We start from the raw sequence: 26,179 nt of genomic DNA, 5'->3' as shown, positions 1-26,179 counted from the left end.
TTCGCGCAGTCATAAAAGTTCGAGTCCGGGTGAGCAGCATGTGGTGGAGCAAAGGCAAGTCGCAGATCACGGAGGGCGCGCGCGTCCTGGCATCGCCAATGATCATGTCCCTGGAACCGCGAATGCTGTTCGACGGCGCAGTGGCGGCCACGGTTGCCGATACCGCCGCCCAAGCTGACAGCCACGCCACGGCGGACGCTGCCAAGGCTCCGGTTGCCGACCACCCGGTGGCCAGCAAGGACACCCACGGCCAGACGGACAACACGTCAGCGGCTACACCCGCGCCTGCCGCGACACCCACCGCCGTACCCGGCCAGAGCGTGGTGTTCGTCGACTCGCGCATCAAGGACGCCGATAGCCTGCTCAAAGGCGTGGCACCTGGCACCCAGGTGGTCCAGCTCGACCCGACCAAGGATGGCTTGCAGCAGATCGCCGATTATCTGGATACCCACCACGGCGTGAGTACCGTGGAAATCATCGCCCACGGCAATAGCGGCGACTTGTGGCTGGGCGACACTTACCTGTCGGCCGATAACGTGGCGGCTCGCAGCGCGGTGCTGGCGCGTATCGGCAATGACATGAACGTCGGCGGCGACATTCTGATCTACGCCTGTAACACCGCCGCAGGTGACAAGGGCGTCAGCTTTGTCGACTCGCTGGCGCAACTTACCGGGCGCGATATCGCCGCGTCGAACAACCGTACCGGTGCGAGCGGTGACTGGGATCTGGAAATCGCCACCGGCACCATCGAGAGCCATAACGTGCTGTCGGCCCAGTCAATGGCCGCGTATCAATACAGTCTGGCGACCCTGACGGTCACCAACAACGGTGACAGTGGGGTTGGCTCATTGCGTCAGACGCTGAGCGATGCCGTGGCGGGGGACACGGTGACGTTCAGCACCACCATGACGGTCAATCTGAACACGCAACTGACCATTACCAAGAACGTCACGCTGGAAGGTGACCTGAACCACGACGGCATTGCCGATGTGACCCTCAACGGTCAGTACAAGACCCGGGTGGTTCAGGTCGCTTCCGGGATCACTGCGACTTTCGACGGGCTGATCATCAAGCAAGGCCTGGTGGCCGGCAATGGTGCTGCCGCCGGTACGGACGGCACGGCGTCCATGGGCGGCGGTATTTTCAATGCCGGCAACCTGACCCTCAAGAACGTCACCGTGACCAGCAACGCCGCCTCGGGCGGCGGTGGCGGTGGCGGGGTTACCTCACCTTACGTCGGTGGCGCGGTCGGTGGCGGCGGCGGCGGTGGCGGTGCATTGGGCGGGCAAGCCGGCGGTCATGGTGGCACCTCCGGTTTCGGCACGGGTGTGTACAGCGGGACGAGTGGTAGTGCCAACACGGGCGGTAACGGTGGCGGCTATAACCCCAACTACATGGGCGGTCGCGGCGGCAGCAGCAGCGGTGGCGCGGGTGGCTTGGGGGCTGCCAACTACAGCAACGGTGGCGCGGGCGGTACGGCGAACAATGGCACGATTTCCATCGGCGGTGGCGGTGGCGGCTCCGGTTGGGACAAGCCCGGCAGGGCCGGGGCATCGGCTGCCGGTGGTATTTACAACGCCAGTAGCGGCACCCTGACGGTCATTGGCACCTCGGTGATTTCCGGCAACATTGCCGCCGGTGGTGGCGGTGGTGGTGGTGGTGGCCTGGGCGGTTCCGCCGACGCCGGTGGTGCGGCCGGTAAAGGCGTCGGTGCGATCTGGAACAAAGGCACGGTATTGATGACCGCCGCCAACTTCGCGGCGCTGTCCGGTAACGTCGGCGGCAGTGGCTCCGGCGGTCCGGCACTGGGCGGCGGTAGTACCGGTGCCAGCGTGGCAGCCGTGAACAATATCTTCAACGACGGCGGCACCGTGAACACCGCCTATGCACCGGCACCGAGCGCTACCATCGTGGTGGCGAACAGCGCCCTGCACATTGGCCAGACTTCGCTGGTGACCATTACCTTCACTGAGGCGGTGACCGGTTTCACCAACGCCGACCTGACGATTGCCAACGGCACGCTGAGCGCGGTGAGCAGCAGCGATGGCGGCGTGACCTGGACGGCGACGCTCACCCCGACCAACGCCATTACCGACACCACTAACCTGATCACCCTGGATAACACCGGGGTCCAGAGTGTGTCGATGGGCACAGCCGGGGTTGGCACCAGCACGTCCAACAATTACGCCATCGACACCGTACGGCCGACGGCGACCATTGCGTTCACCGACACCGCACTGAAAATCGGCGACACCTCACTGGTCACCTTCACGTTCTCTGAAGCGGTGACCGGTTTCACCAACGCCGACCTGACGATTGCTAACGGTACGCTGACCGCCGTCAGCAGCAGCGATGGCGGCATCACCTGGACGGCGACGTTTACCCCGAGCGCCAGCATCACCGACACGACCAACCTGATCACCCTGGACAACACCGGGATCGCCGATCTGGCGGGAAATGCGGGCACAGGTACGACAGATTCGAATAACTATGCCATCGATACCGTGCGCCCGACCGCGTCCATCGTGGTCGCGGACAGCACGTTGAAAATCGGCGACACCTCGCTGGTGACCATCACCTTTTCCGAGGCGGTGACTGGTTTCACCAATGCCGACCTGACGATTCCCAACGGCACGCTGACGGCGGTCAGCAGCAGCGATGGCGGCATCACCTGGACCGCGACCTTTACGCCGAGCGCCAGCACCACCGACGCGACCAACCTGATCACCCTGGCCAATACCGGAATCGCCGATCTGTCGGGTAATGCGGGCACAGGTACGACAGATTCGAACAACTATGCCATCGACACCGCGCGCCCGACCGCGACCATCGTGGTGGCCGACAACGCGCTGAAGATTGGCGACACCTCACTGGTGACCATCACCTTCAGCGAGGCGGTGACCGGCTTCACCAACGCTGACCTGACCATTAGCAACGGCACGCTGACCGCCGTGAGCAGCAGCGATGGTGGTATCACCTGGACGGCGACCTTTACCCCGAACACCAGCACCACCGACGCGACCAACCTGATCAGTCTGGACAACACAGGGATCGCCGATCTGGCCGGTAATGCGGGTAGCGGCACCACCGACTCGAACAACTACGCCATCGACACCGTGCGGCCAACGGCGACCATCGTGGTGACGGACACTGCGCTGGGAATCGGTCAAACCTCGTTGGTGACCATCACCTTCTCCGAAGCGGTGACCGGTTTCACCAACGCCGACCTGACGATCGACAACGGTACGCTGAGTGCGGTGAGCAGCAGCGATGGCGGCGTGACCTGGACCGCCACCCTGACGCCGGTGAACGGCGTCACCCACAGCGGCAACGTGATCACCCTGGACAACACCGGGATTGCCGACCTGGCCGGCAACGCCGGTACCGCGACCACCGATTCCAATACTTACGCGATCGACAGCCAGCGCCCGACCGCGACCATTGTGATCGCCTCGCCAACGCTGGCAGCCGGGCAGACGTCGCTGGTGACCATCACCTTCTCCGAGGCCGTGACCGGTTTCACCAACGCCGACCTGACGATTCCCAACGGCACGCTGACGGCGGTCAGCAGCAGCGATGGCGGCATCACCTGGACGGCCACCTTCACCCCGACCGCCGGCATAAAAGACACGACCAACCTGATCACCCTGGCGAACACCGGCGTCGCCGACCTGGCCGGTAACGCCGGTAGCGGCACCACCAATTCCGCCAACTTCACCATCGACACCGTGCGTCCGACGGCGACTATCGTGGTGGCCGACAACGCGCTGAAGATTGGCGACACCTCTCTGGTGACCATCACTTTCAGCGAGGCGGTGACCGGCTTCACCAACGCTGACCTGACCATTGCCAACGGCACGCTGACCGCGGTCAGCAGCAGCGATGGCGGGATGACCTGGACGGCGACCTTCACCCCGACCAGCGCCATTACCGATGTCACCAACCTGATCACCCTGGACAACACCGGCGTGCAGAACGGTTCCGGCAACGTCGGCGCAGGCACCACCGATTCCAACAACTACGCCATCGACACCGTGCGGCCAACGGCGACCATCGTGGTGACAGACTCCGCGCTGGGAATCGGTCAAACCTCGTTGGTGACCATCACCTTCTCCGAAGCGGTGACCGGTTTTACCAACGCCGACCTGACGATCGACAACGGTACGCTGAGCGCGGTGAGCAGCAGCGATGGCGGCGTGACCTGGACCGCCACCCTGACGCCGGTGAACGGCGTCACCCACAGCGGCAACGTGATCACCCTGGACAACACCGGGATTACCGACCTGGCCGGCAACGCCGGTACCGCGACCACCGATTCCAATACTTACACAATCGACAGCCAGCGCCCAACCGCGACCATCGTGCTGGCCGACCCGACGCTGGCCGCCGGTGAAACCTCGCTGGTGACCATCACCTTCAGCGAGGCCGTGACCGGTTTCACCAACGCCGATCTGACGATTCCCAACGGCACGCTGACGGCGGTCAGCAGCAGCGATGGCGGCATCACCTGGACGGCCACCTTCACCCCGACCGCCGGCATAAAAGACACGACCAACCTGATCACCCTGGCGAACACCGGCGTCGCCGACCTGGCCGGTAACGCCGGTAGCGGCACCACCAATTCCGCCAACTTCACCATCGACACCGTGCGTCCGACGGCGACCATCGTGGTGGCCGACAACGCGCTGAAGATTGGCGACACCTCTCTGGTGACCATCACTTTCAGCGAGGCGGTGACTGGCTTCACCAACGCTGACCTGACCATTGCCAACGGCACGCTGACCGCGGTCAGCAGCAGCGATGGCGGGATGACCTGGACGGCGACCTTCACCCCGACCAGCGCCATTACCGATGCCACCAACCTGATCACCCTGGACAACACCGGCGTGCAGAACGGTTCCGGCAACGTCGGCGCGGGCACCACCTATTCCAACAACTTCGCCATCGACACCGTGCGGCCAACGGCGACCATCGTGGTGACGGACACTGCGCTGGGAATCGGCCAGACTTCGTTGGTGACCATCACCTTCAGTGAAGCGGTGACCGGTTTCACCAACGCCGACCTGACGATCGACAACGGTACGCTGAGCGCGGTGAGCAGCAGCGATGGCGGCGTGACCTGGACCGCCACCCTGACGCCGCTGAACGGCGTCACCCACAGCGGCAACGTGATCACCCTGGACAACACCGGGATTGCCGACCTGGCCGGCAACGCCGGTACCGCGACCACCGATTCCAATACTTACGCGATCGACAGCCAGCGCCCGACCGCGACCATTGTGATCGCCGACCCGACGCTGGCCGCCGGTGAAACCTCGCTGGTGACCATCACCTTCTCCGAGGCCGTGACCGGTTTCACCAACGCCGACCTGACGATTCCCAACGGCACGCTGACGGCGGTCAGCAGCAGCGATGGCGGCATCACCTGGACGGCCACCTTCACCCCGACTGCCGGCATAAAAGACACGACCAACCTGATCACCCTGGCGAACACCGGCGTCGCCGACCTGGCCGGTAACGCCGGTAGCGGCACCACCGATTCCGCCAACTTCACCATCGACACCGTGCGTCCGACGGCGACCATCGTGGTGGCCGACAATGCACTCAAGGTGGGCGAAACCTCATTGGTGACCATCACCTTCTCCGAGGCGGTCAGCGGTTTTACCAACGCCGACCTGACCATCGCCAACGGTACGTTGAGCGCGGTCAGTTCAAGCGATGGCGGTATTACCTGGACGGCGACCTTCACCCCGGTCGCGAATATCACCGACACCACCAACCTGATCACCCTGGACAACACCGGCGTGCAGAACGGTTCCGGCAACGTTGGGGTGGGCACCACCGACTCGAACAACTACGCAATCGACACGCAACGTCCAACGGCAAGCATTGTGGTGGCCAATCCGCTGCTGGGCATTGGCCAGACCTCACAGGTGACCATCACTTTCAGTGAGGCGGTCAGTGGTTTCGATCTGTCCGACCTCAGCGTGGCCAATGGCACGCTGTCCAATTTGCTGAGCAGCGACGGCGGCAAGACCTGGACGGCGACCCTGACGCCGACCGCGAATATCAACGATGCCACCAACCAGATCGTGCTCGACACTGCCAATGTGCAGGACAGCGCCGGTAATGCGGGCAGTACCGTAACGCTGTCCAACAACTACGTGCTCGATGCCGACCGGCCCACCGGGACCATCGTCGTCGCCAAACCGTTGCTGGGCATCGGCGAGACCTCGCTGGTGACCATCACCTTCAGCGAAGCGGTCACCGGTTTTGACCTGTCCGATCTGAGCGTGACCAACGGCACGTTGTCCAACCTGGCCAGCAGTGACGGCGGCAAGACCTGGACCGCGACGTTCACGCCGACGGCGAACGTGACCGCCCCCACCAACCTGATTGTGCTCGACAACAGTCATGTCAACGACACTGCAGGCAATGCCGGGACAGGGCTGGCCATCTCCAACAACTACGCCCTGGACAGTGATCGCCCCACCGCGACCATCGTCATCGACAACCCGAACCTGGGCGTTGGCCAGACCTCGCAGGTGACCTTCACCTTCAGCGAGGCGGTGAAGCATTTCGATTTGTCCGACATCAGCGTGGCCAATGGCACCCTCACCAACCTGAGCAGCAGCAACGGCGGCAAGACCTGGACCGCCACCCTGACCCCGGCGGCCAACATCAACGATGCAACCAATTTCATCGGGCTGGACACCCGCAACGTGACCGACCTCGCCGGGAACGCGGGCGCCAGTGGCGCGATCTCCAACAATTTCACCATCAACACGGTGCCGGCCGTCGTGGTCTCGGTCAGCGACCCGGCACTGCCGCAAAGTCCTCCGAACGTGCCGTTGCAGCCGATTATCTTCACGCCGCCAACCGGTAATCTCGGCTCACTGCTGACCTTTGCACCGTTGTTCGAACAGCGGGTATTGGGCGATGGCATCCGCCCACTGGGGGATATTTTCATCAATCGTGGCGCACTGAGCCCCAGCTATATCGCTCAGGTGTTCACTAGCAGCGACAACGGCGGGAAGGGTTCCGCTCACGGTTTCCTGGGTTTTGGCGGGGGTGATGGCGGGGTGTTTGGCAGCAGCACGCTGTCGAGTCTGTTCAATCATGAGTCGGGCGATGGCGACAGTTCGCTCAATGCGTTCGGTGACAAGTCGATCCAGCACAGTGGCAATGCCGCTCAAGGCCTGCACGGTGGCTATGGTGCACTGACTTTGGGCGAGCAACTTCAACAACTTGAAAACGCCGAGAAGCAGCAGGTCCAGGCGTTGGCTGCAGCGTTGCAACAGGTCGGCATCAGCGAAATGCAAGCCTGATTAAAAACCTAATTTTGTGCGGTACCCAGGGGCGGTCCAAGGATGAAGAAAAGTCAGAAATTATTCGGCGCCAGCTTGCTGGCGCTTGCAATCAGCGGATGTGCGGTGACCAGTGAGCCGATCGAACGCAGTGTCAGCGAGCAGCGCGCCAGAAGCGATTTGGCGAGCATGTACAAAGATCAGGAGCCCCTTAGTGGCCCACTGACGCTGCATCAAGCCATGGCCCGTGCGGTGAAATACAACCTTGAAGGCCGGTTGAAAATCATGGAAGAGGCGTTGGCCAAGCGCCAACTCGACCTCGCCAGCTTCGACATGCTGCCGCGCATGGCCCTGGACGCCGGTTACGTGGGGCGCAACAACACCAGCGGCTCCAGCAGCCAGAGTGTGCGCACCGGCACCCAATCCCTCGAACCCTCGACCTCCCAGGACCGCGACCGCAGGGTCGCCGACCTGACCATGGTCTGGAACGTCCTCGACTTCGGCGTCAGCTACATCAACGCCAAGCAGCAGGGCGATCAACGGCTGATCGTTCAGGAACGTCGGCGCAAGGTCATCAACACCATCGTTCAGGACGTGCGCTCGGCTTATTGGCGAGCTGTGGCTGCTGAACGCCTGCTCAAGCAGATCGACAGCCTCATGGCGCGGGTCGATGCCGCGCGCAACAACAGCCAGAGCATGAGCGAGCAGCGTATCGGCGACCCGGTGCAGGCCTTGGGGTATCAGCGTTCGCTGATCGAAGCCACGCGCCAGCTCGAAGAACAGCGGCGGGCACTATCGCTGGCGAAAACCGAACTGGCGACCCTGATCAACCTGCCGATGGGCACTGAGTTGACGTTGGCGACGCCGGAGGATTATCCGGTTCCGGAGCTCAAGGTTGACATGGCGAGCCTTGAGCAAGAGGCTCTGGCCAGTCGTCCGGAACTGCGCGAGCAGGATTATCAGACGCGCATCAGCACCGCCGAAACCCGCAAAGCCATGCTGCGGCTGCTGCCGGGGCTGGAACTCTCGGCTGGCGGGCATTACGACAGCAACTCGTTTCTGGTCAACGACAAGTGGGCCGACTACGGGGTAAAAATCACCTGGAACCTGTTCAACGTGATTTCCGCCCCGGCGGCCATCGACGTGGCCAAGGCCGGTGAAGAAGTGGCCAAGGCACGCCGCCAGGCGATGTCAATCGCGGTGCTGGCGCAGCTCTACGTGGCCAACGCCAACTACCGCGAAGCGCTGCGCCAGTTCGAGACCAACCAGCAGCTGTCGAACATCGACGGGCAGATTCTTGGCCAGTTGCGTAACCGTCATCAGGCCGCGGGCATCGGCGAACTGGAGCTGATCCAGGGCGAACTGAACACCCTGCAAGCCGACCTGCGCCGCGACCTGTCGTACGCGGATTTGCGCAACGCTTACGGGCAGATCTTCGCCAGCGCCGGGCTCGACCCACTGCCGGATCAGGTGCAATCGACGCAGGTGCAGTCGATCGCCACCGCGCTGGCCAGCCGCGAGGATGCATGGGCCGCCGGCAACATCACGGTGCCGCCAGCGCATGTCCAGGGACGGTAATGTGATGGCGCCTGCTGGCAGCATCAGCCGGGCACAACGCGAAGACCGCCACGGTCATCGTGGGGCAGCCATTCTGCTGACCGGTTTACCGGCCGCTGGCAAGTCGACCCTGGCCCAGGCGCTGCACGCCGCGTTGTTCGAGCGCGGCGTGCAAAGTCTGGTACTTGATGGCGATGGACTACGGGTTGGGCTTAATCGCGACCTGGGGTTCACCGACAAGGATCGCCAGGAAAACATCCGCCGCGCCAGCGAGGTCGCAGCGTTGCTGGTGGAGAACGGACAGATCGTGATTCTGGCGATGATTGCGCCGTTGGTTAAACTGCGAGAGGTCTTTGCCCGACGATTGGGTGATGACTATCGCGAAGTCTGGTGCAGTGCTGCGCTCGACGTCTGTGAGCAGCGTGACCTGAAAGGTCATTACGCCCGTGCGCGCAGTGGTGAACTGCCGGGCTTCACCGGTGTTTCCGCACCCTATGAGCCACCTGCCTCGGCCGCGTTAGTGCTCGACACCGGTACCTTGTCCATCGATGTCTGCGTGCAAAAGCTGCTGGCCTGGCTAGCGGAGTGCGAAGTGTTGATGCCGGCGCGGGATTGACCCGATAGTCAAAAATGCATGGGAAGTAACACCACTCGGCCTCACTTGTTCGACCGATGTTTTCCGGTGACAACGAAGTAAATGAAACCCTCGTCGCCGGTGCGAGCCGCTTCGCGCACCACCGTAACTGAGTCGCGGTTACCTTTCTTGACGCGTGGTTTCGGTTTAGCGGTTTGGGCGGAGTGAGGGTTTTAAAGGCTGGCGACGCGTCGCCGCCAGGCAAGATCAGCGAACGAATTTCGTATACCCTGTCGCTATCTCTTTTCTCCGAACGACCGCCGCCGTGAACCTACCCAAATTCAACGCTCCCGACCTTGGTAACACGCCTTCGACGTCGGAAATCATCACCCGTCATCTGCGAGACGCGATCGTCGCCGGGCATTTTGCCGAGGATGAGCCGATTCGCCAGGACGACATTGCCCGCCAGTTCAACGTCAGCAAGATCCCGGTGCGCGAGGCGCTCAAGCGGCTGGAGGCCGAAGGGCTGGTGATGTTCCAGCGCAATCGCGGGGCGATGGTCACGCGCATTTCCGATGCGGAACTGGCGCAGATGTTCGAAGTGCGCATGTTGCTTGAGGACAAGGTGTTGCGCCTGGCGATTCCCAACATGACAGAAGAAACCTTCGCCCGTGCCGAGCGTATCTGCCAGGAGTTCGTCGGCGAGGACGATGTGGGGCGCTGGGCCGAACTCAATTGGGAACTGCACGCCTGCCTCTATGAACCGGCGCAACGGCCGTTCCTGGTCAGCCTGATCCGTTCGGTCAACGACAAACTGGAGCGTTACCTGCGCATGCAGATGAGCCTGTCGGCCGGCAAGGAACGCGCCGATCACGAGCACCGCGAGATCCTCGCGGCGTGCCGTGCGGGGGACGTCGACCTGGCGGTGAAGCTGCTGGACGAACACATCGCCGGGGTCTGCGAGACCCTGTTCAAGCACCTGCCCCACGCTCACTGACTGCGGCAATGACTGTGCTGATTTCGTCATCGGCATCGGTTAAATCCATCAAGCCGGCACCCCGCTGTACGGGCCACTCTTTCGGTCACTCAACCGAATGGACGTGGCCCTCCGATGAAACGCATCTCCGTGATCGACTCCCACACCGGCGGCGAGCCGACCCGCCTGGTGACCGCCGGTTTTCCTGATCTGGGCACCGGCAGCATGGCCGAACGACGCCAACGCCTGGCCGAGCAGCACGACCAGTGGCGTGCGGCCTGTGTGCTGGAACCACGGGGCAGCGACGTGCTGGTAGGCGCCCTGCTCTGCGAACCCGTGGACCCGAGCGCCTGTGCCGGCGTGATTTTCTTCAACAACAGCGGCTACCTGGGCATGTGCGGCCACGGCACCATCGGCCTCGTCGCCTCGCTGGCGCACCTGGGCAAAATCGGCCCTGGCGTGCACAGCATCGAGACGCCGGTCGGCACCGTGCAGGCCACCCTGCACGATGACCATTCGGTGAGTGTGCGCAACGTGCCGGCGTACCGTTATCGCAAGGCGCTGCAAGTGCAGGTGCCGGGCATCGGCCAGGTAACCGGCGACATCGCCTGGGGCGGTAACTGGTTTTTCCTCATTGCCGATCACGGGCTGCGGGTGGCGGGCGACAACCTTGAGGCCCTGACCGCTTACACCTACGCCGTTCAACAAGCGCTGCAAGACCAGGGTATTCGTGGCGAAGACGGCTGCCTGATCGACCATGTCGAACTGTTCGCCGATGACGATCATGCAGACAGCCGCAACTTCGTGCTCTGCCCCGGCAAGGCCTACGACCGTTCACCCTGTGGCACCGGCACCAGCGCCAAACTGGCGTGCCTGGCGGCCGACGACAAGTTGCAGCCCGGACAGATCTGGCGCCAGGCGAGTGTGATTGGCAGCGAGTTCGAAGGCTCTTTCGAATGGCAAGGCGAGCGCATCGTGCCGACCATTCGAGGCCGCGCCTTCATCAGTGCCGAAGCCAGCCTGATCATCGAACAGGACGACCCGTTCGCCTGGGGCATCCGTCCGTGAATCGCAGCCATGCGGCCGATGTGATCGTGATCGGTGCGGGCATCATCGGCGCGGCCTGCGCCCAGGCACTGGCGCGGCGTGGCTTGCAGGTACTGGTGCTCGACGCCGGGCTGCATGGCGCGACGGCGGCGGGCATGGGCCACCTGCTGGTGCTCGACGACAACCCGGCGGAACTGGCACTGAGCAATCATTCCTTGCAGCGCTGGCGCGAGCAGGCAGCGGACCTGCCCGAGGCCTGCGCGTACCGCAGCAACGGCACCCTGTGGCTGGCGGCCAATGCCGAAGAAATGGCGGTGGCCCACAGTAAATTCCAGAACCTGCAAGCCCAGGGCGTGGCCTGTGAACTGGTCGGCGCCAGTGCCTTGCGCCAGCGTGAGCCGGAGCTGTCCGAGGGCCTTGAAGGGGGTCTGCTGATCAATGGCGACGGCATTCTGTACGCGCCCGCGACGGCCAGCTGGATGCTCGACACGCCGAACATCCGTCAGCGCCGGGCGCGGGTCATCGAGGTCGATGGCAACCGGGTGCGACTCGATGACGGTCAGTGGCTGAGCGCCGAAGCGGTGGTGCTGGCCAACGGCATCCAGGCCAATGAGCTGTGCCCGGAGCTGCCCATCGAGCCGAAAAAAGGCCACTTGCTGATCACTGATCGCTACCCCGCCACCGTCACCCATACCCTGGTGGAGCTCGGTTACGTCACCAGCGCCCATAACGCCAAGGGGCCCTCGACGGCCTGCAATATTCAGCCGCGTCCCACCGGGCAATTGTTCATCGGCGCCTCGCGGCAATTCGGCACCACCGATCCGCAGGTCGAAGGCTGGATGCTGGCGAAAATGCTCAAGCGCGCGGCCCAATACATGCCGGGGTTGGCGCAACTCAATGGCATCCGCGCCTGGACCGGCTTTCGCGCCGCCAGCCCCGATGGCCTGCCCCTGGTGGGTCAGCACCCGCAACGCCAGGGCTTGTGGCTGGCGGTCGGTCACGAAGGTTTGGGGGTTACCACCGCTCCCGGCACCGCTGATTTGCTGGTCGCGCAACTGTTCAACGAAACCCCGCCATTGGCCGCACTACCCTACCTGCCCCAGCGTTTTCTCGGAGAACCCGCCTATGCCTGAATTGATGCTCGACGGCCATGCCCTGAGAGTCGCCGAGGGCACCAGCGTCGCCGCGGCCCTGGCGTTGGGCGGCGACGGCTGCACACGCACCTCGGTCAGTGGCCAGCGCCGCGCACCGCTGTGCGGCATGGGCATCTGCCAGGAATGCCGGGTGACCATCGACGGTCGACGGCGCCTGGCCTGCCAGACCCTTTGCCGTGACGGCATGCAGGTGGAGACGCGCCCATGAGTGAATATGCCGATCTGTTGATCGTCGGCGCCGGTCCCGCCGGCATGGCCGCCGCATTGGCCGCCGCGTCCAGTGGCGCCCGCATTGTCATGCTCGACGACAATCCGCTGGCGGGCGGGCAAATCTGGCGCGACGGTCCGCAGGCCAGCGTGCCGGTCCAGGCCCGTCAGTTGCGCGAGCGCTTGCAGTCGCACCGCAACATCCGCCATCACCCCGGCACCCGGGTGATCGCCAATCCCGGCCCGAAACAACTGCTGGTCGAAGACGACGAGCACGGCTGGCTGATCAGCTACGACAAACTGATTCTGTGCACCGGCGCCCGTGAATTGCTGCTGCCCTTCCCCGGCTGGACGCTGCCGGGGGTCACCGGCGCCGGTGGTTTGCAGGCGCTGATCAAGGCCGGGCTGCCGGTGCAGGACCAGCGCGTGGTCATCGCCGGCAGCGGGCCGCTGTTACTGGCCAGTGCCGCCACCGCGAAAAAACACGGGGCCACCATGCAATGCATCGCCGAACAAGCCTCGCTCAAGGCGGTGGCTGGCTTCGCGACGCAACTGCCTCGCTGGCCGAACAAACTGCTGCAATCGTTCACGCTGTTCGACCGCCACTACCGAGCCGGCACTCATGTGCTGGTGGCCCTTGGCAGCGACCGACTCGAAGCTGTGCGCCTGCACCAGCAAGGCAAGATCGTCGAACTGGCGTGTGATCGGTTGGCCTGTGGTTTTGGTCTGATCCCCAACGTTCAATTGGGTCAGGCACTGGGTTACGCCCTCGAAGGCCAGGCGTTGGCAGTGGATGCCTGGCAAGCCAGCCGCGTCGATCACTACGCGGCCGGTGAATGCACCGGGTTCGGCGGCAGTGAACTGGCCCTGGTCGAAGGCGCGATTGCCGGCCACGCCGCCATGGGTGATGTCGAAGCGGCCCGGCAATTGTGGCCACGCCGGGCACGCTGGCAGGGGTTCGCCAAAGCACTGAATCAGGCATTCGCCCTCGACCCGCGACTCAAGTCGCTGGCCCGTCCCGACACCCTGGTCTGCCGCTGTGAAGACGTGCCCCATGGTGCATTGGCCGGGCACACCGATTGGCGCACGGCCAAGCTGACCAGCCGCTGCGGCATGGGCGCCTGCCAGGGGCGCGTGTGTGGCGGCGCGGTACAGCATCTGTTTGGCTGGCAACCCTCGGCGCCACGCCCTCCGTTTAGCCCGGCGCGCATCGAGACCTTGATGTCCCTGGACGATACCCCGCCAGCGCCATGACCGCGCCAGGGGTTTCGGCCACGCGGCCGAGCCACTATGATCCCGGGGGTCGCCATCAGGCCCCCAACGCCATGTACCCCTCGCTCACCAGCTTCAAGCCCTGCGATTTGCCGACGCTGCTCAACAGCCTCCAGCCGATCGCGCCGCTCCTCGATACCCTTTCCGATGTGGTGTTTTTCATCAAGGATCGCGAGGCCCGCTACGCCTTCGTCAACCAGACCCTGGCCCGGCGCTGTGGGTTCAAGCACCGCGAGGATCTGCTGGGACGCACCGCCGACATGGTCTTCCCGGAGCACTTCGGCCCGCTGTACACCGAACAGGATCGACGCGTGCTCTCCAGCGGCCGGGTACTGGCCGATCAACTGGAACTGCACCTGTATTTCGGCAATCAGCCGATCTGGTGCCTGACCCACAAACTCGCCCTGTACGATGAACACGGGCACATCGTCGGCCTGGCCGGCATTTCCCGCGACCTGCAATCGCCGCAGTCCAATCATCCGGCCTATCAGAAGCTTGCCGCGGTGGATTTGCACATCCGCAATCACTTCGCCCAGCCCATCAGCCTCGCCGAATTGACCGCCATTGCCGGCTATTCCGTGGCGCAACTGGAGCGTCACTGCAAGCGAGTGTTCCAGCTCACGCCACGGCAGATGATCCACAAGGCGCGCCTGGAAGAGGGATCGCGGTTGTTGCTGCACACCGACCTGCCGATTACCGACATTGCCTTGCGCTGCGGGTATACCGACCACAGTGCGTTCAGCCGGCAGTTTCGGGCGTTGACCAGTTTGTCGCCGAGTCAGTATCGGGGGGATCGGGGTTAGGGATGTTTGGGCTGGTTTTGGTCGTGTACATATCCATTTTTTGGTAACGGCTGCTGGCGGTTCCGCCCTGACGGCGGGTCACTTTCGAAGAGCGCGAAAGTAACCAAAGCGCTCTGCCCCTTTCGTTCGGTGCCTCACTGTGGCCCGGCATGCCAACCCTGCAATCAGGTCGGCTGTCAGGCCGCCTCGCTTTTGCTTTTGATCTTCTTGCCCCCTCGAGAGGCTGAGCGCAGGTTTTGCGCAGTGGGCAACCCGGCATGGATGCCGGGTTAGCCGCCCCCGGCCATGGATGGCCGATGGCGGCGGGCCCACGGAGCAGGACCGGAGCGAAGGCATGCCGAGCCTGGGCGAGGCACCGAACGAAAGGGGCAAGAGCCCTTGGTTACTTGGGGCTTTTCCAAGTGACTCGCCGTCAGGGCGAAACCGCCAGCAGCCGTTACCGCAGAAACGGATATGTACTCCCATGTTTCTTAACGGGGCATCAGCGCAACCGCTGCTCCCATATGTAACACCACCCCTTGGGTCAACGGCGCAACCCTCCCCGCCGTCACCCCCCTGAAACGCCTCTAACCCAAGGCCCAAAAACAATTTCACGGCCAAAACTGGAAACAGGCACATTGATTGCTATTGTTAATATCGTATACGAAATCCTCGATACGATATTCAACAGCACATCACACTCACGAGGCCTCTATGAAAAACCCCGCATTTGCCGTAGCCCTCAGCGCTGTTCTCAGTACCTCTTTCATCGCCACCGCACAGGCCGACAAGCTCGACGACATCATCGGCTCGGGCAAGCTGCGCTGTGCCGTCACCCTGGACTTCCCGCCCATGGGGTTCCGCGATGCGGGCAACAACCCGGCCGGGTTCGACGTGGACTACTGCCATGACCTGGCGAAGATCCTCGGGGTCGAGGCCGAAGTGGTCGAGACACCGTTTCCGGACCGTATCCCGGCGCTGGTCTCGGGGCGAGCCGATGTGATCGTCGCCTCCACGTCCGACACCCTCGAACGCGCCAAGACCGTCGGCCTCACCGTGCCGTACTTCGCCTTCCAGATGGTGGTGCTGACCCGCGACGATACCGGCATCAACGGCTTTGACGACCTCAAGGGCAAAGCGGTGGGCAATACCAGCGGCACCTATGAGGCCATCGCCCTGGAGAAAGACGTGAAGAACTGGGGCACCGGCAGTTTCCGTGCTTACCAGTCGCAGAACGACACCTTGCTGGCCGTCGCCCAAGGCCACATCGACGCGACCGTGGTCACCAACACCGTCGCCGCTGCCACGCTCAAGTCGGGCAAATACAAAAACCTCAAAGTCGCCGGTAACGCCCCCTACGTGATCGACTACGTGTCCCTCGGCGCCAAGCGCAACGAGTATGGCCTGATCAACTACCTCAACCTGTTCGTCAACCAGCAAGTGCGCACCGGGCGTTACAAGGAGCTGTTCGTCAAATGGGTCGGCACCGATATCGCGCCGACCAATCTGACCGTGCCACAGGTCTACTACTAAGGTGTCCGGTATGCCCAGGTCCACTTTTCTGACCGGTCGCAGCCTGGTCGCGGGCGCTGCTCAAGGCGCCCTGTTGTTCGCCGATGTCGGCCTGAGTTTCTGGGGCGGGGTCGATTCCGCCACTGGCGAGGTCATCGATCGCCACCACCCCCTCAGTGGCGAATACCTGGCCGGTCGTGTGCTGGCGATTCCCAGCGGCCGTGGCTCGTGCACCGGCAGCAGCGTGTTGATGGAACTGATCAGCAACGGCCATGCACCGGCGGCATTGGTGCTGGCCGAACCCGACGAGATCCTGACCCTGGGTGTGCTGGTGGCTCAGACCATTTTCGAGCGTTCCCTGCCGGTGCTGTGCATCGGCCAGGAGGCCTTCGTCGCCTTGCGCGGCGGGGCTTTTGCCCGGGTCGAAAACACCACTGTGAGCCTGTTCGATCAGCCGCCGGGCGATGCCTGGCAGGCCATCGACAGCCCGTTGCGGACAGACGCAACACACACCTCAATCGAACTGACCGAACACGACCAGGCCCTGCTCGGCGGCGAGCAGGGCAAAGCCGCCCAGGTGGCCATGCAGATCGTCCTGCGCATGGCCGAGCTGCAAGGTGCCCGTAGCCTGGTGGATGTCACCCAGGCGCACATTGACGGCTGCATTTACACCGGACCGGCGAGCCTGCGCTTTGCCCGACAGTTAGTGCAATGGGGCGCGAAAGTCCGGGTGCCCACCACCCTCAATTCGATCTCCGTGGATCAGCGCCGTTGGCGCGAACTGGGCGTCGACCCGGCCCTCGGCGAGCCGGCCAGTGCCCTGGGCGATGCCTACATGGCGATGGGCGCACAGCTCAGCTACACCTGTGCGCCCTACTTGCTCGACACGGCGCCCAAGGCGGGCGAGCAGATTGTCTGGGCCGAATCCAACGCCGTGGTCTATGCCAACAGCGTGTTGGGCGCGCGCACCCTGAAGTATCCGGACTACCTCGACATCTGCATCGCCCTGACCGGCCGCGCCCCGCTGATTGGCTGCCATCTGGATGCGCAACGCAAGGCGCGGTTGCAGATCGAGTTGCCGGCCCTTGGTGAACTGGACGATGCCTTTTACCCGCTGCTCGGTTATCACATCGGCGCACTGGCCGGCAGCCGTGTGCCCCTCGTACTCGGCCTGGAAAAGCGCAAGCCGAGCCTGGACGACCTGAAAGCCTTCGGTGCGGCTTTCGCCACCACCTCGGCAGCGCCGCTGTTTCATATCGCCGGGATCACCCCGGAGGCCATCGACCCGGCACAGGTGCTGGAAGCCGGCACACACATTGCCGTGGAAAAAATCCGCCTGCAGGACCTGATGCTCAGTTGGCGCGAGCTCAACAGCGCCCGTGACCCACGGGTGGATGTGGTGTCGCTGGGCAACCCGCATTTTTCCCTCGGCGAATTCGCTCACCTGGCGCGGCTGTGCCGGGGTCGGCACAAGCACCCGGACGTGGTGCTCGCCATCACCTGCGGGCGCGCGGTACTGGAACAGGCGCGCGAGGCCGGGCATCTCGCGGTGATCGAGGCCTTCGGTGCCACCCTGGTCACCGACACCTGCTGGTGCATGCTCGGTGAGCCGGTGATTCCGCCGGCCGCGACCACTCTGATGACCAACTCCGGCAAGTACGCCCATTACGCCCCAGGCCTGGTGGGGCGCAAGGTGCATTTCGCCAGCCTGGCCGAATGCGTCGATGCCGCGTGCAGTGCCACGGCCAGCGGGCGACTGCCGGCCTGGCTGCAACCCGCTGCCCAACTGGAGAGCCCCGCGCATGTTTGATTACACCTTCCAATGGCGCTCGGCCCTGCGCGCCCTGCCCGATATGCTCACCGGCGCCCTGGTCACCTTCGAGACCGCTGCCCTGTCGATGATCTTCGGCGTGCTGATCGCCCTGGCCCTGACGGTCATGCGTGAAGCCAGAAATCCACTGTTGCGCGGCATTGGCAATGGCTGGGTATCGATTGCCCGCAACACCCCGTCGCTGTTCCAGATCTACGTCCTGTACTTCGGCCTCGGCTCCCTGGGCTTGCATGTCAGTTCGTGGCTCGCGCTGCTGGCCGGGATCACCTTCAACAATGCCGGCTACCTGGCGGAAAACTTTCGCGGCGGGCTCAAGGCCGTGCCCCACACCCAGGTACGCGCCGCACGTTCGCTGGGCATGAGCGCCTTCCAGACCTACCGCATGATCATCGTTCCGCAGTTGCTGCGCATCGTCTTCTACCCGCTGACCAATCAAATGGTCTGGGCGGTGCTGATGACGTCGCTGGGGGTGATCGTCGGGCTGAACAATGACCTGACCGGCGTGACCCAGGAATACAACGTCAAAACCTTCCGCACCTTCGAGTACTTCGCCATCGCGGCGGTGCTGTATTACGCGATTGCCAAGGCGATCGTCGCGACAGCCCGGCTGATGGCCTGGCGGTTGTTCCGTTACTGAGGAGCTGTCCATGTTTGCCACCGATTTTTCCTCAAATGACCTGCTGTTCCTGCTCAACGGGGCCTGGGTCACGCTGCAGCTGACGTTCTGGTCGATCATCCTCGGTTCCCTGGCGGGCCTGCTGTTTGGTCTGCTGCGGGCGCTGTTGCCACGGGCCAGCCTGCCGCTGGCCTGGGTGCTGGATGTGTTCCGCAGCGTGCCGCTGCTCATCCAGTTCGTGCTGTTCAACTCACTCAAAAGCATCGTCGGCCTGAACATCAGTGCCTTCAGCGTCGGGTGCATCGTGCTGGGGGTCTACACCGCCGCGTACTTCACCGAAATCGTACGCGGTGGCGTGTTGGCCGTGCCGTTCACGGTGCGCCGGGCCAGTCGTTCATTGGGCCTGAGTTTTCTCCAGGACCTGCGCTGGATCGTCCTGCCGATGGCCACGCGGGTGGCCTTCCCCGGCTGGCTGAACCTGGTGCTCGGGGTGATGAAAGACACCGCGCTGGTGATGTGGATCGGCATCGTCGAACTGCTGCGCGCCTCGCAAACCATCGTCACCCGCATCCAGGAACCGCTGCTGGTGCTGTGCATCGCGGGCCTTATCTACTACGTCATGAGCCTGGTGGTCGCCCGCCTCGGCGCTCGTCTGGAAAGAAGGTGGCAAGAAAATGATTGAGATCGACAACGTACATAAATCCTTCGGCAACCTCGAAGTGGTCAAGGGCGTGAACCTGACGGTGAACAAGGGCGAGGTGGTGTCGATCATCGGCGGTTCCGGCTCCGGCAAATCGACCCTGCTGATGTGCATCAACGGCCTGGAACCGATCCAGAAAGGCAACATCCGCGTCGACGGTGTCGAGGTTCATCACAGCGCCACCGACCTCAACCGCCTGCGGCAGAAAATCGGCATCGTGTTCCAGCAGTGGAACGCCTTCCCGCATTTGACGGTGCTGGAAAACGTCATGCTGGCGCCGCGCAAGGTGCTGGGCAAAAGCAAGGCCGAAGCGGAAGAACTGGCGGTCAGGCAGCTGACCCATGTGGGCCTGGGCGACAAGCTCAAGACCTTCCCCGGCAAGCTGTCCGGCGGTCAGCAACAACGCATGGCCATCGCCCGGGCCCTGGCGATGTCGCCGGACTACATGCTGTTCGACGAAGCCACCTCGGCCCTCGACCCGCAATTGGTGGGCGAGGTACTGGACACCATGCGCATGCTCGCCGAAGACGGCATGACCATGGTTCTGGTGACCCACGAGATCCGCTTCGCCCGCGACGTGTCCGACCGCGTGGCGTTCTTTCGCAACGGCCTGGTGCACGAGATCGGCTCGCCGGACCAGGTCATCGGTAATCCGGTGCATGCGGAGACGGCGGCGTTTCTCAAATCAGTGAAGTAATTGATGACCGCATCGCGGGCACGCCCGCGATGAGGCCTGACAGGCGAAACAAGGAGCAAAGCAATGCGTTCATCAAAAGTCATCCATGTCGTCAGTTGCCACGCCGAAGGCGAGGTCGGCGATGTGATTGTCGGCGGTGTCGCGCCGCCGACCGGCGCCACCGTGTGGGAGCAGTCGCGCTGGATCGCCAGGGATGAAACCCTGCGCAACTTCGTGCTCAACGAGCCGCGCGGCGGGGTATTCCGTCACGTCAACCTGCTGGTGCCGGCCAAGGACCCGCGGGCGCAGATGGCCTGGATCATCATGGAACCGGCCGACACGCCACCGATGTCCGGCTCGAACTCATTGTGCGTGGCCACGGTGTTGCTCGACAGCGGCATCCTGCCGATGACCGAGCCGCAAACCCGCCTGGTGCTGGAAGCCCCCGGTGGATTGATCGAGGCCGTGGCCGACTGCCGAGACGGCAAGGTCGAACGGGTGGAAATCAAGAATGTACCCTCCTTCGCCGATCGCCTGGATGCCTGGGTTGAAGTCGAGGGCATCGGTTCGCTGCAGGTCGATACGGCTTACGGCGGCGACAGTTTCGTGATCGCCGACGCCAAGGGCCTGGGTTTTTCCATCCGCCCGGACGAGGCCGCCGATCTGGTGGCGGTCGGGCTGAAGATCACCCGGGCAGCCAACGAACAACTGGGCTTCGTCCATCCGCTGAACCCCGATTGGTCGCACATCTCGTTCTGCCAGATTGCCGCGCCCGTCGTCCATGAAAACGGCATCGCCACCGGCGCCAATGCGGTGGTGATTCAACCGGGCAAAATCGACCGCTCGCCCACCGGCACCGGTTGCTCGGCACGCATGGCGGTGTTGCAGGCCAAGGGTTTGATGCAAGTGGGCGAGCGTTTTATCGGACGCTCGATCATCGGCTCCGAGTTCCACTGCCGCATTGATTCGCTGACCGAAGTGGCCGGCCGCGCCGCCATCTACCCGTGCATTTCCGGACGAGCCTGGATCACCGGCACCCATCAACTGCTGCTCGATCCGAGCGATCCATGGCCACAGGGCTATCGCCTTTCGGATACCTGGCCGGGTGCTTGATATCAATGCACAGCCATTGTGGCGAGGGAGCTTGCTCCCGCTGGGCTGCGTAGCGGCCCCCATTGCTGTGTGTCTGATTTAGCGAGCTGTCTGAATTTACGACTGCTGCGCAGTTGAGCGGGAGCGAGCTCCCTCGCCACAGAGCCATCACCAGACCAACGGCCGGATAAACCCGAAAAAACCTGAAAAAAGCACTAGCCGAACGCTTTCACTTTAAATATCGTATACGAAATACTTTTAACGAACCGGAGGCAACAATGAGCAAGCGAATCAACTGGAGTGGCGTCTTCCCCGCGGTGACCACGCAATTCAACGATGACTTCACCATCAACCTGGACAAAACCCACCAAGTGATTTCCAACGTCATCCGTGATGGCGTGTCGGGCCTGGTGGTCTGTGGTTCGGTCGGCGAAAACACCTCGCTGACCGCCGAAGAGAAAATCGCCGTGACTGAAGTGGCCGTGGACGCTTCTCGCGGTCGCGTACCGGTGATCTGCGGCGTCGCCGAATTCACCAGCGTGCAAGCGGCCAAGGTCGCCAACGCTGTGCGCAAGGTCGGGGTCGATGGTGTGATGCTGATGCCGGCGCTGGTCTACGGTTCCAAGCCGTTCGAGACCGCCGAGCACTACCGCTACGTGGCGAAAAACGCCGACGTGCCCTTGATGGTCTACAACAACCCGCCGATCTACAAAAACGACGTCACCCCGGACATCCTGATTTCCCTGGCCGACTGCGACAACGTGGTGTGCTTCAAGGATTCCTCGGGCGATACCCGTCGTTTCATCGACGTGCGCAATGAGGTCGGTGATCGTTTCGTGCTGTTCGCCGGTCTCGATGACGTGGTGCTGGAAAGCATCGCCGTCGGTGCCGAGGGTTGGGTGTCGGGCATGTCCAACGTGTTCCCGAAAGAAGGTGAAACCATCTTCCGCCTGGCCAAGGCCGGACGCTTCGCCGAAGCCATGCCGATCTACGAATGGCTGATGCCGATCCTGCACCTCGATGCCCGCGCCGACCTGGTGCAGTGCATCAAGCTGTGTGAAGCCATCGCCGGTCGCGGCAGCGCCCTGACCCGTCCACCGCGCCTGGCTTTGCCGGAAGCCGACCGGGTTTTCGTCGAGCAGATCATGGCCAAGGCCCTGGCCAACCGTCCGCAGCTGCCGGACGTCGGTCTCTGAGTGATTGCCGGGCGGGCCCTGGCGGGTCCGGCCCGGCTGCCTGTTTTTTTGCGCCTCTACAGGGAACGTCAGCATGTCCAACGCTCAACACATTCAAAGCGCAACCACACCCTCGGGACTCAAGCGCGTCGTGGCCGCGGCCATGGCCGGCACAGTCGCCGAGTGGTATGAATTCTTTCTCTACGGTACGGCGTCGGCACTGGTGTTCGGCCAGTTGTTCTTTCGCCAGACCGACAGCCCCATCGACGGCATCATTGCCGCCTTCGCCCTCTATGCCGTGGGTTTTCTCGCCCGACCGCTGGGTGGCCTGGTGTTCGGTCACTACGGTGACAAGTTCGGCCGCAAACGCCTGCTGCAACTGAGCCTGGTGGTGGTCGGCATCACCACGTTCCTGATGGGCTGCCTGCCCGGTTTCGACCAGATCGGCTACGCCGCGCCGGTATTGCTGGTGCTATTGCGCCTGATCCAGGGCTTCGCCTTTGGCGGCGAATGGGGCGGTGCGATTCTGCTGGTATCGGAACACTGCCCGGACAATCGCCGAGGCTTCTGGGCCAGTTGGCCGCAAGCCGGCGTACCTGCCGGCAACCTGGTGGCGACGGTGGCCCTGCTGCTGTTGTCGTCGAACCTGTCGGAGCAGCAATTCCTCGCCTGGGGCTGGCGCGTGGCGTTCTGGTTTTCGGCGGTGGTGGTACTGATCGGTTACTGGATTCGCACCAGTGTCGATGACGCGCCGATCTTCAAGGAAGCCCAGGCCCGCCAGGCACAGACCCGCCAGCAACAACTGGGGGTGGTGGAAGTGCTGCGCCACCACTGGCGTTCGGTGCTGGTGGGCATCGGCGCGCGTTTCGCCGAAAACATCCTCTACTACACCGTCGTGACGTTCTCGATCACCTACCTGAAGCTGGTGGTGCACAAGGACACCTCGCAGATCCTGCTGCTGATGTTCGGCGCTCACCTTTTGCACTTTTTCCTGATTCCGCTGATGGGCTACCTGTCGGACCTGGTCGGGCGCAAACCGGTGTACCTGGTCGGCGCGGTGCTCACCGCTTTCTGGGGCTTCGTCGGTTTCCCGATGATGGACACGGGCAACAACTGGCTGATCATGGCGGCCATCACCCTGGGCCTGGCCATCGAGTCGATGACCTACGCACCCTACTCGGCGCTGATGGCCGAAATGTTCCCGACTCACGTGCGCTACACCGCGTTGTCGCTGTGCTACCAGGTGGCGCCGATCTTCGCCGGCTCCCTGGCCCCGCTGATCGCCATCACCCTGCTCAACAAGTACCACAGCTCGACGCCGATCGCCTGGTACCTGGTCGGCGCCGCGCTGATCTCCATCGTCGCCGTCGGCCTGACCCGCGAGACCCGTGGCAAGTCGCTGCGCTCAGTGGATGACGAGTCGGCGGCGCGCATTGCCGCGCTGGACCCGGCCTCGACCAGCACGCGTCGGGCTGATTCGCTGGCGTGAGCTCTTTACCTGCAGGAGCTCGCTCCTGCAGGGGTTCCATTCCTCATTTGCGACAGGAGTACTCAATGTCCGGGATCCTCGGCCACAACTACATCGGCGGTGCGCGCAGTGCCGCTGGCAGCATCACCTTGCAAAGCCGTGACGCCAGCACCGGCGAAGCACTGCCCTACTCGTTCATGCAAGCCACGGTGGAGGAAGTGGACGCCGCCGCCCGGGCCGCGGCAGCCGCTTACCCGGCCTTTCGCAACCTGCCAGCCGCACGTCGGGCGGATTTCCTCGACGCCATTGCCGCGCAACTGGATGCACTGGATGACCGGTTCGTCGCCCTGGTCACTCGCGAAACCGCGTTGCCGGGCGCACGCATTCAGGGTGAGCGCGCACGCACCAGTGGCCAGATGCGCCTGTTCGCCCAGGTCCTGCGTCGCGGCGACTTCTACGGTGCGCGCATCGACCGCGCCCTGCCCGACCGTCAACCGTTGCCACGGGTCGACCTGCGCCAGTACCGGATCGGTGTCGGCCCGGTCGCGGTGTTCGGCGCGAGCAATTTCCCGCTGGCCTTCTCCACGGCCGGCGGCGATACCGCCGCAGCCCTGGCCGCCGGGTGCCCGGTGGTGTTCAAGGCCCACAGCGGCCACATGGCGACCGCCGACATCGTCGCCGACGCAATCATTCGCGCCGCCGAACAGACCGGCATGCCCAAAGGCGTGTTCAACATGATCTACGGGGCCGGCGTTGGCGAAGCGCTGGTCAAGCATCCGGCGATTCAAGCGGTCGGCTTCACCGGTTCGCTCAAGGGCGGCCGTGCACTATGCGACATGGCCGCTGCACGCCCACAGCCGATTCCGGTGTTCGCCGAAATGAGCAGCATCAACCCAGTGGTGGTACTACCCGAAGCCCTGCGGCTACGTGGTGAAAGCATTGCCGGCGCACTGGTCGCCTCGGTGGTCCAGGGCTGCGGTCAGTTCTGTACCAATCCGGGGTTGGTGATCGGCATCCGTTCCCCACAGTTCAGCGCGTTCAGCGCACGGCTCGCGACCCTGATGGCCGAGCAACCCGCGCAAACCATGCTCAATGCCGGCACCCTCGCCAGCTATGAGAAAGGCGTGCAGGCGTTGCTCTGCCATTCAGGGGTGACGCACCTGGCCGGTCATGAGCAACAGGGCAATCAGGCGCGGCCGCAACTGTTCAAGGCCGATGTCAGCCTGTTACTGCGGGGTGATCCACTGCTGCAAGAGGAGGTGTTCGGCCCGACCACCCTGCTGGTCGAAGTGGCCGACGAGGCTGAACTGCAACAGGCCCTGAACAGCCTGCACGGACAACTCACCGCGACCCTGATCGGCGAAGCACAGGATCTGCAGGCGCACGGGCAATTGCTTGGGCTGCTGGAGCAAAAGGTTGGCCGGGTGTTGTTCAACGGCTACCCCACCGGGGTCGAAGTCTGTGATGCGATGGTGCATGGCGGTCCATACCCGGCCACCTCCGATGCCCGTGGCACCTCGGTCGGCAGCCTGGCCATCGAGCGGTTCCTGCGCCCGGTCTGCTACCAGAACTGCCCGGATTCGCTGCTGCCCGACGCCCTGAAAAACGCCAACCCGCTGGGCATTGCCCGACTGGTCGACGGCAACAGCCACCGCGACCCGATCTGAAAAACCCCACCACCCCTGTAGAAGCCAGTCTGCTCCTGCAGGGCTCACACTGATTTTGGATCGTTCACACAATCAAGAAATGCCTTCGGACTTGTGGGAGCTGGCTTGCCAGCGATGACGGCCTGACAGACGCCTTTGATGTCACTGCCAATCCGCTATCGCGGGCAAGCCCACAGGTTTTTGGATCGTTCACACAATCAAGAAATGCCTTCGGACTTGTAGGAGCTGGCTTGCCAGCGATGACGGCCTGACAGGCGCCTTTGAAGTGCCTGCCAATCCGCTATCGCGGGCAAGCCGCTCCCACAGGTTTTTGCATCGTTCACAAAATCAAGCAATACCATCGGACTTGTGGGAGCTGGCTTGCCAGCGATGACGGCCTGACAGGCGCCTTTGAGGTGCCTGCCAATGCGCTATCGCGGGCAAGCCCGCTCCCACAGGTTTTTGGATCGTTCACAAAATCAAGCAATACCATCGGACTTGTGGGAGCTGGCTTGCCAGCGATGACGGCCTGACTGACACCTTTGATGTGACTGGCAGACCGCTATCGCGGGCAAGCCCGCTCCCAC

Annotated in this window: 18 protein-coding genes; all 18 read left to right on the top strand. The window is 63.4% G+C overall.

Features of this window, described 5'->3' with window-relative positions; genetic code table 11:
- Positions 1 to 38: 38 nt before the first annotated feature.
- Complete coding sequence (locus ACVWYU_RS26365; protein WP_457374075.1) at positions 39 to 7,328, top strand: Ig-like domain-containing protein; 7,290 nt, start codon at positions 39 to 41, stop codon at positions 7,326 to 7,328.
- Between the two features lie 42 nt (positions 7,329 to 7,370).
- The gene (locus ACVWYU_RS26360; RefSeq protein WP_390956465.1) at positions 7,371 to 8,885 is read left to right on the top strand and encodes a TolC family protein; all 1,515 of its coding nucleotides are present in this window, start codon (positions 7,371 to 7,373) and stop codon (positions 8,883 to 8,885) included.
- Positions 8,869 to 9,480, top strand: a complete 612-nt coding sequence (gene cysC / locus ACVWYU_RS26355; RefSeq protein WP_457374074.1) for an adenylyl-sulfate kinase — start codon at positions 8,869 to 8,871, stop codon at positions 9,478 to 9,480. The genes ACVWYU_RS26360 and cysC overlap by 17 nt, the downstream gene beginning before the upstream one ends.
- A gap of 283 nt (positions 9,481 to 9,763) precedes the next feature.
- Entirely contained in the window at positions 9,764 to 10,435 is a 672-nt protein-coding gene (locus tag ACVWYU_RS26350; RefSeq protein WP_247258289.1) for a GntR family transcriptional regulator, read from the top strand.
- Positions 10,436 to 10,549: 114 nt separating this feature from the next.
- Positions 10,550 to 11,482 carry a 4-hydroxyproline epimerase gene (locus ACVWYU_RS26345; protein ID WP_457374073.1) on the top strand — a complete coding sequence of 311 codons (933 nt, stop codon included), beginning with the start codon at positions 10,550 to 10,552 and terminating at the stop codon, positions 11,480 to 11,482.
- Positions 11,479 to 12,594: an NAD(P)/FAD-dependent oxidoreductase gene (locus tag ACVWYU_RS26340; RefSeq protein WP_457374072.1), complete on the top strand. Its 1,116-nt coding sequence runs from the start codon at positions 11,479 to 11,481 to the stop codon at positions 12,592 to 12,594. Before ACVWYU_RS26345 ends, ACVWYU_RS26340 begins: the two co-directional genes overlap by 4 nt.
- Positions 12,587 to 12,823, top strand: a complete 237-nt coding sequence (locus tag ACVWYU_RS26335) for a (2Fe-2S)-binding protein (RefSeq protein ID WP_130207127.1) — start codon at positions 12,587 to 12,589, stop codon at positions 12,821 to 12,823. The genes ACVWYU_RS26340 and ACVWYU_RS26335 overlap by 8 nt, the downstream gene beginning before the upstream one ends.
- A complete protein-coding gene (locus ACVWYU_RS26330; RefSeq protein ID WP_457374071.1) occupies positions 12,820 to 14,076 on the top strand; it encodes an FAD-dependent oxidoreductase in 1,257 nt (418 codons plus the stop codon). Before ACVWYU_RS26335 ends, ACVWYU_RS26330 begins: the two co-directional genes overlap by 4 nt.
- A 71-nt stretch (positions 14,077 to 14,147) precedes the next feature.
- A complete protein-coding gene (locus tag ACVWYU_RS26325) occupies positions 14,148 to 14,897 on the top strand; it encodes a helix-turn-helix domain-containing protein (protein WP_457374070.1) in 750 nt (249 codons plus the stop codon).
- 693 nt (positions 14,898 to 15,590) lie between these two features.
- The gene (locus ACVWYU_RS26320) at positions 15,591 to 16,409 is read left to right on the top strand and encodes an ABC transporter substrate-binding protein (protein WP_090320221.1); all 819 of its coding nucleotides are present in this window, start codon (positions 15,591 to 15,593) and stop codon (positions 16,407 to 16,409) included.
- A 10-nt stretch (positions 16,410 to 16,419) separates the two neighbouring features.
- Complete coding sequence (lhpI, locus tag ACVWYU_RS26315; RefSeq protein ID WP_457374069.1) at positions 16,420 to 18,198, top strand: cis-3-hydroxy-L-proline dehydratase; 1,779 nt, start codon at positions 16,420 to 16,422, stop codon at positions 18,196 to 18,198.
- On the top strand, positions 18,191 to 18,856 hold the full coding sequence (locus ACVWYU_RS26310; RefSeq protein ID WP_247257317.1) for an amino acid ABC transporter permease: 666 nt from the start codon (positions 18,191 to 18,193) through the stop codon (positions 18,854 to 18,856). The genes lhpI and ACVWYU_RS26310 overlap by 8 nt, the downstream gene beginning before the upstream one ends.
- Before the next feature lie 10 nt (positions 18,857 to 18,866).
- On the top strand, positions 18,867 to 19,517 hold the full coding sequence (locus ACVWYU_RS26305) for an amino acid ABC transporter permease (protein ID WP_047530192.1): 651 nt from the start codon (positions 18,867 to 18,869) through the stop codon (positions 19,515 to 19,517).
- A complete protein-coding gene (locus ACVWYU_RS26300) occupies positions 19,510 to 20,232 on the top strand; it encodes an amino acid ABC transporter ATP-binding protein (protein WP_248915141.1) in 723 nt (240 codons plus the stop codon). The genes ACVWYU_RS26305 and ACVWYU_RS26300 overlap by 8 nt, the downstream gene beginning before the upstream one ends.
- A 63-nt stretch (positions 20,233 to 20,295) precedes the next feature.
- Positions 20,296 to 21,324, top strand: coding sequence for a trans-3-hydroxy-L-proline dehydratase (locus ACVWYU_RS26295; protein WP_457374068.1), 1,029 nt, complete (start codon positions 20,296 to 20,298; stop codon positions 21,322 to 21,324).
- A 257-nt stretch (positions 21,325 to 21,581) separates the two neighbouring features.
- Positions 21,582 to 22,499 carry a dihydrodipicolinate synthase family protein gene (locus ACVWYU_RS26290; RefSeq protein ID WP_034150208.1) on the top strand — a complete coding sequence of 306 codons (918 nt, stop codon included), beginning with the start codon at positions 21,582 to 21,584 and terminating at the stop codon, positions 22,497 to 22,499.
- A 73-nt stretch (positions 22,500 to 22,572) separates the two neighbouring features.
- Positions 22,573 to 23,967 carry a fosfomycin efflux MFS transporter AbaF gene (abaF, locus tag ACVWYU_RS26285; protein WP_457374067.1) on the top strand — a complete coding sequence of 465 codons (1,395 nt, stop codon included), beginning with the start codon at positions 22,573 to 22,575 and terminating at the stop codon, positions 23,965 to 23,967.
- A gap of 65 nt (positions 23,968 to 24,032) precedes the next feature.
- Entirely contained in the window at positions 24,033 to 25,613 is a 1,581-nt protein-coding gene (locus ACVWYU_RS26280; protein ID WP_457374066.1) for an aldehyde dehydrogenase (NADP(+)), read from the top strand.
- Positions 25,614 to 26,179 lie beyond the last annotated feature (566 nt).

It is taken from the genome of Pseudomonas sp. TE12234 (genome assembly GCF_054061835.1).
This window is presented reverse-complemented; position numbering and strand designations above follow the sequence as displayed.

What these genes read in the sequence shown, in the direction of transcription:
- lhpI (WP_457374069.1), top strand. Translation starts at nt 16,420, where the DNA reads ATGCCCAGGTCCACTTTTCTGACCGGTCGCAGCCTGGTCGCGGGCGCT.
- ACVWYU_RS26295 (WP_457374068.1), top strand. Translation starts at nt 20,296, where the DNA reads ATGCGTTCATCAAAAGTCATCCATGTCGTCAGTTGCCACGCCGAAGGC.
- ACVWYU_RS26320 (WP_090320221.1), top strand. Translation starts at nt 15,591, where the DNA reads ATGAAAAACCCCGCATTTGCCGTAGCCCTCAGCGCTGTTCTCAGTACC.
- ACVWYU_RS26290 (WP_034150208.1), top strand. Translation starts at nt 21,582, where the DNA reads ATGAGCAAGCGAATCAACTGGAGTGGCGTCTTCCCCGCGGTGACCACG.
- ACVWYU_RS26360 (WP_390956465.1), top strand. Translation starts at nt 7,371, where the DNA reads ATGAAGAAAAGTCAGAAATTATTCGGCGCCAGCTTGCTGGCGCTTGCA.
- ACVWYU_RS26365 (WP_457374075.1), top strand. Translation starts at nt 39, where the DNA reads ATGTGGTGGAGCAAAGGCAAGTCGCAGATCACGGAGGGCGCGCGCGTC.
- ACVWYU_RS26335 (WP_130207127.1), top strand. Translation starts at nt 12,587, where the DNA reads ATGCCTGAATTGATGCTCGACGGCCATGCCCTGAGAGTCGCCGAGGGC.
- cysC (WP_457374074.1), top strand. Translation starts at nt 8,869, where the DNA reads ATGTCCAGGGACGGTAATGTGATGGCGCCTGCTGGCAGCATCAGCCGG.
- ACVWYU_RS26345 (WP_457374073.1), top strand. Translation starts at nt 10,550, where the DNA reads ATGAAACGCATCTCCGTGATCGACTCCCACACCGGCGGCGAGCCGACC.
- abaF (WP_457374067.1), top strand. Translation starts at nt 22,573, where the DNA reads ATGTCCAACGCTCAACACATTCAAAGCGCAACCACACCCTCGGGACTC.
- ACVWYU_RS26280 (WP_457374066.1), top strand. Translation starts at nt 24,033, where the DNA reads ATGTCCGGGATCCTCGGCCACAACTACATCGGCGGTGCGCGCAGTGCC.
- ACVWYU_RS26300 (WP_248915141.1), top strand. Translation starts at nt 19,510, where the DNA reads ATGATTGAGATCGACAACGTACATAAATCCTTCGGCAACCTCGAAGTG.
- ACVWYU_RS26330 (WP_457374071.1), top strand. Translation starts at nt 12,820, where the DNA reads ATGAGTGAATATGCCGATCTGTTGATCGTCGGCGCCGGTCCCGCCGGC.
- ACVWYU_RS26310 (WP_247257317.1), top strand. Translation starts at nt 18,191, where the DNA reads ATGTTTGATTACACCTTCCAATGGCGCTCGGCCCTGCGCGCCCTGCCC.
- ACVWYU_RS26305 (WP_047530192.1), top strand. Translation starts at nt 18,867, where the DNA reads ATGTTTGCCACCGATTTTTCCTCAAATGACCTGCTGTTCCTGCTCAAC.
- ACVWYU_RS26325 (WP_457374070.1), top strand. Translation starts at nt 14,148, where the DNA reads ATGTACCCCTCGCTCACCAGCTTCAAGCCCTGCGATTTGCCGACGCTG.